This is a genomic window from Clostridium gelidum (assembly GCF_019977655.1).
Lineage (GTDB): Bacteria > Bacillota > Clostridia > Clostridiales > Clostridiaceae > Clostridium > Clostridium gelidum.
In genome coordinates, this window is the sequence record NZ_AP024849.1 from 3948828 (window position 1) to 3962232 (window position 13405).

Sequence of the window (13405 nt, forward strand, 5' to 3'; positions counted from 1 at the left end):
TGCAATGTAAAATAATGGATAATAATTTAAATAAAATTCTTGCCAACTTTTACTTGACTCAACCAAATAAAAAATGTGAATTCAAAAGAATTCACATTTTTAGTATAATTAAATTATGTTAAAAACCAAATTATACAATAAAAATTATAATCAATTTAATGATAATTATCAACTTATATTACCATTAAATTTAGAAAACTTAATACCAGAAGATGATTCAGTCCGCTTGCTAAGCCATATATTGGAGGGATTAAATTATACAAAGTTGTATCAGGCGTACTCTTCCGTTGGAAGAAAACCGGCAGTGGAACCAAAAATCATGTTCAAAATAGTATCGTATGCTTATTCTCAAAATGTTTATTCTAGTAGAAAAATAGAGAAAGCATGCAAAAGAGATATAAATTTCAAGTGGCTACTTCAAGGTTATAAAGCACCTGATCATGCTACCATTAGTAGATTCCGTAAAGAATATCTTTCAAATGAAGTAATTGAAGATTTATTTTATCAACAAGTTAAATATCTAGCAGCTCAAAAGGAAATATTATTTGAAAATGTATTTATTGATGGTACTAAAATCGAAGCGAATGCCAATCGTTATACTTTTGTTTGGAAGAAATCCATTTATAAAAATGAGGAAAAAATGTTTGATAAGATTCTTACTCTTGCTGAAAATATCAATCTTGAAGAATCGAGAGACTTTATTGTTAAAAAAGAAACATTGATATATGATATTGATAAAATTCTCGAATGGCTTTTATATGAAAAAGACAAAAGAAACATAGAGTTTGTTCACGGTATTGGTAAAAGAAAAACTGCAATTCAGAAATGGATAGAGCAACTATTTGAATATAAAGAAAGACAAGAAAAATATAATTTCAGTAAAAACATATTATCAAAAAGAAATAGTTATTCTAAAACTGATACAGATGCAACTTTTATGCGTATGAAAGATGACCATATGAGAAATGGTCAATTGAAACCTGCATATAATGCACAAATCGCAGTTGAAAGTGAATACGTAACCGGGGTCGGAATATTTGATGATAGAAATGATATAGCAACATTAATACCTATGCTTAATAATATGCAAGAAAAAATTGGGTATAAATATCTTAATGTAATTGCAGATTCTGGTTACGAAAGTGAGGAGAACTATTTATTTTTAGAATCTAACAATCAAACTCCGTATATAAAACCACAAACTTATGAAAAGTGGAAAAAAAGAAGTTTTAAAAATGATATTAGTAAACGTGAAAACATGAAATATGATGCAGAATCAGATTTATATATTTGCCATAATGGTAGAAAGTTGATTCCGACCTCTATTATTAATAGAAAATCCGCCAGTGGATACAAATCAGAGGCTACTATCTATGAGTGTGAAAGTTGTGATAACTGTGCTCATAAATCGAAGTGCACGAAAGCAAAAGGAAATAGAAAGATGCAAGTTTCAAAAACTTTTGTGGAAAAGCGTGAAATATCTTATAGAAATATCACAACTGAATTTGGAACTAAATTAAGAATGAACAGATCTATTCAGGTCGAAGGAGCATTTGGAGTTCTAAAAAGTGATTATGAATTCAATAGATTTTTAACACGTGGAAAAAATAGTGTTAAAACTGAATTTATTTTGCTTTGTTTTGGCTACAACATTAACAAATTGCATTTAAAAATACAAAATGAAAGAACCCAAAATCATCTTCATGAATTAAAATCTACTGCCTAATTATGGAATAAAATAAGTAGGCTTATTTGAGTGCGCTTGAAATTCAGAAATCTCCCCAAAATTGATTTGATATTTCAATTTTGGGGAGATTTCTTTCTTTGAATCGAAAAGGAGCATCGCTCCTGATCGAAAATCAATCATTTTGCGACACTCCCTTTATTTTCAGCCTTAAATTTTGGATAAAATTATTTAATATTAAATATATATATCTGAAAATTCAATATTGACTTTTTCAGCACTATTTTTTTCATAAAGTATATGATTTTCCATGCTTGCAGCCAACTCATTATCTTCACTGTCAAAAGGAAAAGTAATTAAAAATTTAGTTCCCACATTAAGTTTACTTTTACAAGTTATAGTGCCACCTTGAATTTCTACAAGAGATTTTACAAGAGATAGACCTATTCCGCTACCTTCATTTTGTCTAGATAAACTTGAATCAACCTTTTGAAATCTCTCAAAAATCTTTTTCTGCATTTCGTCAGGTATTCCTATTCCGTCATCTTCTACACTAATAGTCACGTTATGTAAATCTGTTTTATAAATACATACCTTAATAGTGCCCTTTTCTCTTCCATACTTCACGGAATTCGATAACAAATTTAACATTATTCTTTCAATTAAATTCGAATCACAGTTACAATATAATTCTTCCATTTCTGTATCAAAAACTACATTCATCTTTTTATTTTCTGCATAAGTTGTAATTGACAAGGTTATATTCTCAATTACACTTATAATGTCTTCTACTGCAAATAATGGTTTAAAGAATCCTGCTTCTATTCTAGATAAGTCAATTATATTGTTAACTAATCTAATCAGTCTTAAACAATTTTGTTTAATTATATTATTATATTTTGTAATATCCTCTATGGATAAATTATCATAATAACTCATTTGCATTTGCAAAACAGAATAAATAACATTTATTGGAGTTCTTAACTCGTGAGATATATTTGTAAAAAATTCATTTCTTTCTTCTAATAAATGATGCTCAATAATTACTTCCTTCTTGTTGTAATCAATGCAGTTTGATAATATATTCAATCCATTATGAATACATTTAGCCATGGTTTTGCAAGAGCTATAACCGCATGCTGAACAATTAATATTTCTTGATTCTTCAGTTAGCTTGTTCATTTTTATAAATATTTCATCATATTCTTTATTAGAGGGTTCTATTATATCATTAACAATAATTGTTTTGTTATATACTCTTCTAAAATCTTCAAGTTTCAATTTTTTATCGAAATAACCATATAACCATTTAATTTTTTTCCGTACTAATTTTCCACCTTTATCTGCTTTTTTTATATTCTTTAACTTAGCAAATTTATAATCAACTTCATCTATTGTTGTGGAATTTGTATACTTATTACAGGTACCTGTACCAAAATTACAACCATAAGAACAATTAAGAATGTCTACAAGTAAAGGTGCTTCCTTGTTGTTTTTTAAATTATTGTTATAATCTTCAAGGTATTTATAAGCATTATGTGGCCCGTTTATTTGTCTTATCCAAGCATCTTTTATATGTAACTCAATATTTTCCTTAAGTCCTCCTGGTCTACTGAAAAGAAAGCCTAAACTACAACCCATATCATCAAATTTAGCTTCCTCATAATTATATAAATCGATATTATTAGCTTCCAAATATTCTGTTAGTTTTTTAAAGGTTACATTGTATTTTACATAACCATAAGTATTTTTATCATTAATTTCATCAGATTTTGCGACACATGGTGATAAAAATGCAATATCATCCTTTATATTTTCATACTTTTTCATATAAATAGCAGCACACATCATTGGACTATGCACCGGTGCAAGTTTATCTATTAATTCTGGCTGATATTTTTGTATGTAGTTAACAATTGAAGGACAAGGCTGAGCTATCATCGTATTTAAATTATCTTTTTTCATTGTTTTTAAATATGCCCAAACAGTTATGTCCGCACCAAAGGATACGTCATAAATAAAGTTTACTCCTAAATTTTTTAAGTAACCTAATAATTTTTTATATTCATGAAAATTTACTATAATAGATGGCGCTGCAATTACTGATAATTTCTTTCCATTATATAAGTCTTTAAAGAATCTTTCTGTATCATCTTTAAAATCTCTAGCATTATGATCACAAACTTTAATGCATTTTCCACAATGAATACATTTTTCAGTATTAACTTTTATTTTATTATTTCCATCAACAATATAAGCAATATTAGCGCCAGTAACAGGGCAATTAGCGATGCATTTATTACAGCCTATGCATTTTTCCTCGTCTAAATATATTTGTTCTATAAAATTATACATCAATAATTTCTCCTTATCCTTAACCCTCGTCATTTTTAATTTGAATTATTCAAAAAGACTTTTAAAGATTTTGGTTAATTAAAATATGAGAATGTAATATTCCTGCAGTATTATCTTTATCATCAATACTAGCACCATTTTTTAATGCTTCAGTTGTAAAACTAACTGTATTATCTTCATATGGTAAGCCTTGTTTTGCTAAGGCATAATGTGTTAGTTCATGAATTAACATTCTTTCTTTTATTATATTTTTATCCTCTGAGTTAGTATTCAAAGAATAATCAATTATAATTTTAACTGGCTTATCATTATTATAGAAAGTTTGTCCATATACAATATAATCTGCATTGTTATTTTGTTTAGCTGAATTAAATTCCACTGGAATATCTAAAGTCATGTTGTAATTATCCTTTAACCATCTAGTTGCATATTCTTGTAATTCTCCATTTGTTGTTAATTTATTTACATATGTTATACCATTATCGCCCAATTTATAATTATCTCTTTTACTAACATATGGTTTTGCTTGTGTTACCATTCCACTTGAATTGACTGTTATTGTTAGTGCCTCACCTACTTTAAAAGTATTATCATCTGTAATAAAAGAATAATACTCTTTATCGTTTTGAACTATTACAATATTACAATCGTTAGAATGATTTATTACAGCGATATTTACATTATATATATCAGATGTATTATCTTTTGGGATATTTAATGTTATTTCATATGCTTTTACAGTAGTTATTGGAGTCATTGTTAATAATATTATTGTCATACTTAATATTATTAATTTTAAATTTGCTTTCATATTAATTACCCCTTTTATTTTCTTTTTTTCGTTTCATTCCACACTTAATAATTTATATTATACTATATTGTATTTACTAAAACATCCTTTTTTATGTGCATTATTACTTTTTTAATAATATTTACTTATTATTATGCCTCTGATAAAATGCTATATGTAGTTATATATAATATTGGTAACTTTACACACATAAGCATGATTTTTATCATGGATCTCTATAAATATTTTAGGCACATGAAATAAAATAACAATATGAACTAGAAAAGGACTGCTATTAAAATAAGCAATCCTTTTATGATATATAAATTCTATAAGTAATAATCTGTAATTATATTAATTTAGCTTGTACACTTTTGATATTAATTATTAAGTTTTTATTGTTTTATTTCACTTGTTTATCTTGATTCATTAAAGATGATATATCCATTATATTACCACCACTACCCATAACTATAGGAGTTTTACCATCCCATTTATCTATGAATTTAGATTGTAAAATACTTTGGTCTATTGATTTAGCTAATACATCATTTGCCTTAGCTTGACCTTCTGCTTGAGTAACCTTAGCTTCTGCATCAATCTTAGCTTTTTCAGCTTCTAATTTAGATGTCTCTAATTCTTGTTGCTTGTTAATTCTAGTTTGAATAGCTTGTGATGTTGCATCATCCAATCCTATTCTTGAAAAGTTTACAGAATCAATTACAATACCATATTCATTAAAATTTTGTTTTGTATGTTCTAACACTTTTGCATTTAAATCAGCACGTTTTTCTCCATAAATATCTATTACACTAAATTTACTACTTACTTCTGCTGTCCATGCTTTCATTTTACCTCTAATAAATGTATCCTCAATTGTTTTACCATCTTGTCCTTTAAATTTTGTAAAAGTTTGTGGTAATTTATCTGCATCGAAATGATACGAAAACTCAAGATCAACATTTACTGTTTTACCATCTGATGTTGGAACTGAAAAAGAATCATCTCCGTTTGAACCTTCTTTTGCATCTTTAGATAAATATGCTTGTTCTGTTGCTACTGAATATTGTCTTACTGAAGATAAAGGCGATACAAACTTTAATCCTTGAGATAATACTTCATCTCTTATTCCACCATCCATTGAATATACAATTCCTACATACCCTGCTTTAATTGTATGTGCTGACATTATGCCACAAGCTAAAATGCCTATAAGTACTACGCCTGAAACAATTGCCCCTATCATTTTGTTTTTCATTTTTTATTATCTCCTTCTTTTATATATCTCATTTAAATATATTCTTTATTTTATTAATTATATTATTTATAAAAAAATTACCTATCTTGTCAGCAAAATTTAAACTTAATAACCATATAATAATTACTATCATTGCTATTATTATATATAATACCATCTGTACTTCCCCTTTATTATATTTTTAATTTCATATATTCTAGTTTCTAACTGGTCACTTTCCTTATAAAGTCTTTCCTTCGTAGAATTGAATAATGTATAAACAATATTCTTATTAATACTTTTTTAGATTTTAAATAATTAGAAACAAGAATTAGAGTTTATTAAGAATCATTCTACTCCTTGTAGCAACAATAAACAAGCATGGCTTAAATTTAAATCATATTGATATCTTACATCGAAATGAATAGAACCAATAAGGTCTTCATCAGTTTGCTGAAATATTTCTTTTATAATTAGTAATCCAAAAATAATATTAATAGGTGAATTCGGCCTTTGGAAGCTTTCTTACTATATAAAACCAAAAAACGTTCCTCATTTATTTGTGGAAAAATAGTATATCATAGACTATAATTGTAATTATATTAGTTTATTTACTGATATGGTTATTATATATCTTAATGATAAGAATGGAGAAATGTTTTATGGAAAATACTTCAAAACTTAAAATATCAAAAAAATTAGTTTTCCTACTTTTCCTATTATTTATTGTAATAGACTTTCAGAAAATTTCGGTAAAAGCAAATGAACTCCCTAAAAATATCCTAATTATAAATTCCTACTCTAATGGTTTTTATTGGACCGATGGAGAATGTGACGGGATTATTGATACTTTAAATTCTAAAGAAAACGTTATAAAGTATGTAGAATACATGGATTGGAAAAGATATAACTCTGAAGAAAGTTTGAACAAGTTATATGAGTATTATAAATATAAATATTCAGGAAAAAAAATTGATTTAATAATCACAACAGATGATGCAGCTTTGAATTTTGCAATAAAATATAGGAAGGACTTATTCTCTGATGCACCCTTAGTCTTCGGAGGCGTCAATAAAGATCCTGCTAATATAATATTAAAAGATGTCACTAATGTAACTGGTATTTACGAATCTACTTACCCAGAAGTGACTATTAATGATGCCTTAAAAATGAAACCTAAAACAAAAAAACTATATGTAATCCATGACAATACTGAGACAGGGATAAGTTTTTATAATTTAGTAAAAAATTCAGTATCATTACTTGATGTAAATCTTATTGTAGATGATTTAAGTAACTATGATATTGATGAATTAACTAATAAGGTTTCAACTCTTGAAAATGACAGTATAGTCATTTTTGATGCTTATAGTACTGATGCAAAAGGGCTTTCCCTCCCCATGGAAAAGTTTGCGAATAGAATTTCCAGCAATAGTTCAGTACCTATTTTCACCACATCAGAAGTCTTAATAGGTGAAGGCTGTATTGGTGGTAGCGTGCTCAGTGCTAAAGTTCACGGAATTGACATAGGCACTCTTGCTCTTAAAATTCTAAGTGGGGAAGATATAAATCAAATCCCTTTTGTAGACAAAAAGTCTCTCCGTTCTATATATGACTACAACATACTTAAAAAGTATGGATTAGATTCATATCCCCTTCCTCCAGATAGTATAGTAATTAATAAACCATTTTCATTCTATGAAACATATAAACTCCAAATTTATATTGTTGCTTCAATATTTATGATTCTCTTAGCTTTGGTTATATATCTTATGATTAATATACTGGAACGAATTAAAGTAGAAAAAAAACTCATTGAAAATAACGAGGAAATTAGCGCTCTATATGAAGAACTCATTGCATCTGAAGAATCTTTACAAATAAATTATATTGAGCTTAACAAAAGACAAGATGAAATTTTATTAAGTGAAGAAAAATATAGATTGGTAGTTGAATCTTCAACTGACATCACTTGGGAGCAAAATTGTAAAGATAATACTAGAAAATACTCTGACAAATTATTTGAGATACTTGGATATACAAATGATGAACTAAATACTTCTCATGATTGGAAAAATATAGTTCATCTACAAGATAGAGATATTTTAAAGGTAATAACTACAAACTATGCAAATAATACGATTAATAAAAAAAATATTGAATATAGAGTACGATGTAAAAATGGACAATACAAATGGATTATTTCAAATTCAAACCCACAATTCGATGCAAACGGAAATTTAGTAAAAGTATATGGTGCTTATAAAGATATAACCGAATTAAAAGAGAATCAATTAGAAATAAACAACCTTGCATTTTATGATTCCATTACTCAACTTCCGAATAGGGTATCTTTATATAATACAATTGGAAAATTAACTGAGTCAAAAAAAGAATTTGCATTGTTTTTTTTAGATCTCGACAATTTTAAAATAATAAATGATTCTTTTGGACATCCTGTTGGCGATAAATTGTTAATATTAGTAGCGGAGCGTATAAATTCTATGAATAAAGATGAACACACTGCTTTTAGACTTAGTGGTGATGAATTTATTATTCTTTATACAGGTTCAAAAGATAAAGTAGTTATAGAGAATATAGCAAGTACAATTCTATTAAAAATATCAGAATCATATGATATAGATGGTAGCCATTTTCATATCAGTTCGAGTATTGGTATCGCATTGTATCCTGAAAATGGTGTCGATGTATATGAATTACTCAAAAATGCTGATACTGCAATGTACAATTCAAAAGAATCAGGAAAAAACAAATATACATTTTTCAATACTGTTATGGGTGAAAATACAATAAGGAAAATTAATTTACATAATAATTTACATGATGCCATTGAAAATAATGAATTCATTTTATATTATCAACCAATAACAGATGTCATTAGTGGTCAAATAGTCGGAATGGAAGCTTTAATAAGATGGATAAGCCCTACAGAAGGTTTTATTCCACCAGATAAATTTATACAAGCTGCAGAAGAGTCGGGCCAGATTATTGAAATAGGAACTTGGGTTATACGAAGTGCATGTAATTTTGCTAATGAACTTTTAGATTTAGGACATAAAAATTTTTATATCTCAATAAATGTATCTGCAGTACAGCTTATGCAAAAAAATTTCAAGGATATATTATTTAATATTATAAATGAAACTGGTGTTCCAACTGAATGTTTACTGATTGAAATTACTGAATCCGTTTTTATGGAATCCTTTGATGATATGACAATATTACTTTCAGAAATTAGAAAACAAGGTATAAGAATAGCTCTTGATGATTTTGGATGTGGATATTCTTCATTAACATATTTAAAACACCTTCCTATGGATGTAGTAAAAATTGACAAGTCATTTATTGATGATATTTTAGGTGATAATCAGAAAGAGTGTGTTGTAGGTTTAATAATAACACTTATGAAACAGCTTGAATTTAAAGTTATTGCTGAAGGTATTGAAACAAAAGAACAACTAGAATATATAAGTAAATATAACTGCGATTTATTTCAAGGTTATTTAGTTAGTAAACCAGTTCCAAAAGAACAGATAATAAACCTCCTTAACTAGCATGTAGTTAAAGTTTTATTATTTATCCCTATTAAATAATAGTCCCAAATATTTAGGATAGCTTGTTACAATATAGCAAGCTATCCTTTTTTGTTTATTCTGTTACAGAAGCATATTTTTCTACAATTTCCTCTAGTAATTATTTATTATTCCTCATCAAGCATTTGTATTTGATGTAAATAATTAAACATATTAATGTAATAATCTGCTTTTTTCTGAATACTATAAACAATTTGTTCTAATTGCTGATTTTCTGATTTTGATTTATCTACTAAATTATTTAAATTAGTAGATATTTCTTTTATACCATTTAAATTTTCTTTTTGAGATTTTTGAACCTCTTGTACATTTTCATTTACTTCTGATTCTGCTTCAATTATATCCTCTAAACTAGAAGATGATTTTTCAATAATATTGGTTGTTTTATTTATAACCGAAGTTCCTTCATTGGATTTATCAGATAATTGATCCATTGAAAATGTCAAACTTTTTAGAGAATCAATAATATCTTTTGCATTCTTTTGAGTATCAACTGAAAGTTTTTTTATTTCATTTGCAACTACTGAAAAACCTCGCCCTGACTCCCCTGCTCGTGCAGCTTCTATTGATGCATTTAATGATAATAAATTTGTTTGACCAGCAATTCCAGTTATAATAGTAGCAAAGTCTTGAATGCTATTATATTGTAATTGAATATTAGAAATTAGTTGAATAAATTCATCAAATACTGTTGAAACTGTTTTAACTTGTTTTATTAAATCGCCAAAATCTGTTTGAGCCGTATGAATTTGTGTTTGAGACTTGTTAAGGCTTGAAAAAACTTCCACCAGTAAATTTTCAGTCTTATCACTATTTTTAGATAATATTTGTAAATACTCATTAACTTTTTCAGTTTGATTTGTTGTATATTCTGCTCCTTTAAGAAGTTTATCCAATCCATAAGTTATATTACCCTCTTCATTAATAATAAAATTAGCGTTATTTTTTATTTGAGCTACTAATTCCATAACTTCCTCTATATAAACGAAACATTTTACACCATCTTTGGAATAAACAATTTTGCTTCCTTCTGGAATATCTATTTCTTTTGATTTTTCACTATTTATAAATTTAAACATATACAAGCCTCCTATTCAATAGCTAACAATACCATAGTTTGATTAACATGCTTATTATAAAACTGTTCTCCATAACTTATAAATCCAGTAATACTTGGACATAATGAAATTAATTCATTATCAATTGATTTCCAAATACCTTCTTGTTGAAATTTTAGACTTCGCAATATACAATTTATAGCTAAAACAAAGCTAGGTTTAAATTCTACACTCTTAATAGTTTTTCTTATCTGCTGAACTGGATCAATTGGTTTCAAAATATCTACAAAGGTATCACTCATCATTTGACAATAAAAAGTAATAGATTTATCTGAATTCACTTTCATAGGTGATGCTATATAAATTTCATCTTCATATATTTTTCCTAATGGATTATTCATAAAGTAGTTTGGTAAGTCCTGTTCTCTTATATTTAAAGCTTTTGCATATTCTGTACTAGCTGGAACTTTATTGAATGTTTTTACTGTTCTGGTTATTAAATCTGAATCTGTTATTAATAAACGTTTTCCAGATGCTTCATATATATTTTCTCTTATTATTTGAGTTCTTTTATTCATATTGAAAAAAAGAACAACACTATTAACTTTTTTATTACCAATGAAAATAAATGTCTCTTTGAACTTAAGATTATCTCCTGCACTTCCACCAATTATTTTAAAGTTATTATCAGTAAAATAAAAACTTGTAACAACACTTTCTTCTGTACCATTCAACCCATCACATAAGAGAAATGCAAATGCATTCTTATTTCCTCGAACCTTGTTATAAGCTTGTTTCAAATTTTTAATATTTTTTATTGGTGGATTGGGTATTTCAACAATTTCTGCCTGATCTAAATCAAACTCAAATCCTGAAATAATACCATCTTTATAACCATTTCTACTATATTCACCAGCCGTAGAGCAAAGTATTACATTAGATGATATCTGTTTAGACAATTCTAAAGTCGTTTCAGCTCCTGAAAATATAACAAATCCCTTATCTGAATTATTCTTTGTGTAATTAAATACCTCTGCAACATTTGAAAATACAAAATCTTTCATAAATATCATCTCCTACATCTGAACATTTTAACAAAATAAGAAATTTCGTTAAATTTAATATAAGTATATCTAACTTTGTTATAATATACAATCTATTTGTCAGAGTATTACAAACATTCTGTTTTTTCCCCTTTCAATTTTCTGAATCATCTCCTAAAAATGCTTTTCTTAATGCTCAATTAAGTGGTATATTATAATATGAATTTAATTAAAAAATTAATGAACATAAGAGGTAATTTACATGAAAACAACGGAACCCAATTATTATAAAGATTTTAAATGTGTAGGCTCAAAATGTACCGATACCTGTTGTGCTGGGTGGGAAATCGTAATTGATGAGGAAACACATGCGCATTATAAAACTGTATCTGGTGAATTTGGTAAAAGATTAAAATCTAACTTAACATTATATGAAGATGGTGAACCTGGTTTTGTATTACAAAATGATAATTGTCCATTTTTAAATAATAACCTTTGTGACATCTATACTGAACTTGGAGAAGATTGTCTTTGTTATACATGCAAGACATACCCAAGGTTCGAAGAGGAATATGGTAGTTTACGTGAAATAGGAATATCTTTATCTTGTCCTGAGGCTGCAAGATTAATTCTTCTAGATTCTAAACCAGTAACTTTTGAAGTTTCAGAAGATGATGAAATGGTAGGCACATATGATGATATAAGTTTTGATCTTTTTATACAGATAAAATCATCTAGAAAAATAGCCTTAGATATATTGCAAAATCGTTCTATAAGTTTAAATCATAGACTTGCACTACTTGTTAATTTTGCTCACGATATTCAAGAAGAAATAAATGAAAATAAATTATCAAAAATTGCTGATATAAGAAATAAATATTCTCAGGAAAACTATCAAAAAGATCTAATTAATATATTGGATCACTATAAAATTAAACAAAATCATAAGTATGATAACATGCTTAAATGTATGAATATGTACAAAAACCTTAATCCTATTAATGATAACTGGCCAAAAATAATAGAACATGCTATTAGCTGTTTTCATAAAACAGATGATATTGCTTTTTATCAAAAACAATATGATGATTTTAATGAATATTATAAAAATAAAACCTATGAATATGAACATTTAATGGTATATTTTATATACCAATATTTTATGAAATCTATTTTTGATGAAGAATTATATTCTAAAGTTACATTAGCTGTCATGAGTTATCTTATTATTAAAGAATTAGATGTGGTAAGATGGATTGATAATAAATATAATTTTGACATAAATGATCAGATAGATATAATGCATATGTATTCTAGAGAAATAGAAAATTCAGAAAAAACTCTTTATGATCTTGAGGAAATGTTTAATACCAATAAACTATTTGATTTAGAACAGCTACTTATTTTAATAATGAATTAGAAATAGGACCATAGATAGTTTGGGCTTTTACACAAAACTATCTATGGTCCCTTATATCTTACTATTTTACTCTAGTATCATTTGTGTCTAGTTTATAACCATCTATTGTTTTACATTTTGATTCACCTTATGATTTGTTTATTAAGCAAAAAAATAAGGCTAAGGAGTAACAAAACTCCTCAACCTATATACTATCAGAATACT

The 13405-nt window shown here is 26.9% G+C and carries 8 protein-coding genes; 3 read left to right on the top strand and 5 right to left on the bottom strand.

The features are described from left to right. Window positions 1-115 precede the first annotated feature (115 nt). Window positions 116-1726, top strand: a complete 1611-nt coding sequence (locus tag psyc5s11_RS18150; protein ID WP_224033889.1) for an IS1182 family transposase — start codon at window positions 116-118, stop codon at window positions 1724-1726. 195 nt (window positions 1727-1921) lie between these two features. Here the strand turns inward: psyc5s11_RS18150 and psyc5s11_RS18155 are convergent, their stop codons facing one another. From psyc5s11_RS18155 to psyc5s11_RS18165, 3 genes are all read right to left on the bottom strand, one after another. Next, on the bottom strand, window positions 1922-4039 hold the full coding sequence (locus tag psyc5s11_RS18155; RefSeq protein ID WP_224033890.1) for a [Fe-Fe] hydrogenase large subunit C-terminal domain-containing protein: 2118 nt from the start codon (window positions 4037-4039) through the stop codon (window positions 1922-1924). A gap of 61 nt (window positions 4040-4100) precedes the next feature. After that, window positions 4101-4850, bottom strand: coding sequence for a hypothetical protein (locus tag psyc5s11_RS18160; RefSeq protein ID WP_224033891.1), 750 nt, complete (start codon window positions 4848-4850; stop codon window positions 4101-4103). Window positions 4851-5232: 382 nt separating this feature from the next. Next, complete coding sequence (locus tag psyc5s11_RS18165) at window positions 5233-6087, bottom strand: prohibitin family protein (RefSeq protein ID WP_224033892.1); 855 nt, start codon at window positions 6085-6087, stop codon at window positions 5233-5235. Window positions 6088-6728: 641 nt separating this feature from the next. Here psyc5s11_RS18165 and psyc5s11_RS18170 point away from each other — a divergent pair. After that, the gene (locus tag psyc5s11_RS18170; RefSeq protein WP_224033893.1) at window positions 6729-9641 is read left to right on the top strand and encodes an ABC transporter substrate binding protein; all 2913 of its coding nucleotides are present in this window, start codon (window positions 6729-6731) and stop codon (window positions 9639-9641) included. A 146-nt stretch (window positions 9642-9787) separates the two neighbouring features. On the opposite strand, the gene psyc5s11_RS18175 is transcribed toward psyc5s11_RS18170, so the two are convergent. Together psyc5s11_RS18175 and psyc5s11_RS18180 are read right to left on the bottom strand one after the other, a co-directional pair. Then, complete coding sequence (locus psyc5s11_RS18175; protein ID WP_224033894.1) at window positions 9788-10759, bottom strand: methyl-accepting chemotaxis protein; 972 nt, start codon at window positions 10757-10759, stop codon at window positions 9788-9790. Between the two features lie 11 nt (window positions 10760-10770). After that, window positions 10771-11802, bottom strand: coding sequence for an FIST signal transduction protein (locus tag psyc5s11_RS18180; RefSeq protein WP_224033895.1), 1032 nt, complete (start codon window positions 11800-11802; stop codon window positions 10771-10773). 241 nt (window positions 11803-12043) lie between these two features. Here psyc5s11_RS18180 and fliB point away from each other — a divergent pair, with 241 nt between their 5' ends. Continuing rightward, the gene (fliB, locus tag psyc5s11_RS18185) at window positions 12044-13201 is read left to right on the top strand and encodes a flagellin lysine-N-methylase (RefSeq protein WP_224033896.1); all 1158 of its coding nucleotides are present in this window, start codon (window positions 12044-12046) and stop codon (window positions 13199-13201) included. Window positions 13202-13405: the final 204 nt, after the last annotated feature.